This is a genomic window from Geobacillus sp. DSP4a (assembly GCF_013096875.1).
Taxonomy (GTDB): Bacteria; Bacillota; Bacilli; order Bacillales; family Anoxybacillaceae; genus Geobacillus; species Geobacillus thermophilus.
Window position 1 is genome coordinate 1 of record NZ_SDLD01000283.1, and the last position, 255, is coordinate 255.

1 protein-coding gene is annotated in these 255 nt (G+C 48.2%); it reads right to left on the reverse strand.

Features of this window, described 5'->3' with window-relative positions; translation table 11 throughout:
• On the reverse strand, positions 1-255 hold a 255-nt coding region (locus ETC02_RS17360; protein WP_171698514.1), incomplete at both ends, for an IS66 family transposase zinc-finger binding domain-containing protein.

The following is a 255-nucleotide window of genomic DNA, read 5'->3' on the forward strand; positions in this document are numbered from 1 at the left end:
GCTTGTACGGGATCAATTGGATATGATGTAAATAAACAACGAGCGCCGTGAGCCGTGGACCGTATTGCACATGATTCGTGACATGGGATGGGAATTCGGCTTGTTGCACGCATCGACAATGCGGACATGATTTCACTTCACGTTCATGTTGTGTCACCTCGATCGCCACAGGAGGGACATCAAACACTTGACGGATATCGACTTTGAACGGTTTGACTTCACGCAAAGAAGCTCCACATCCTTGACACGTATGCA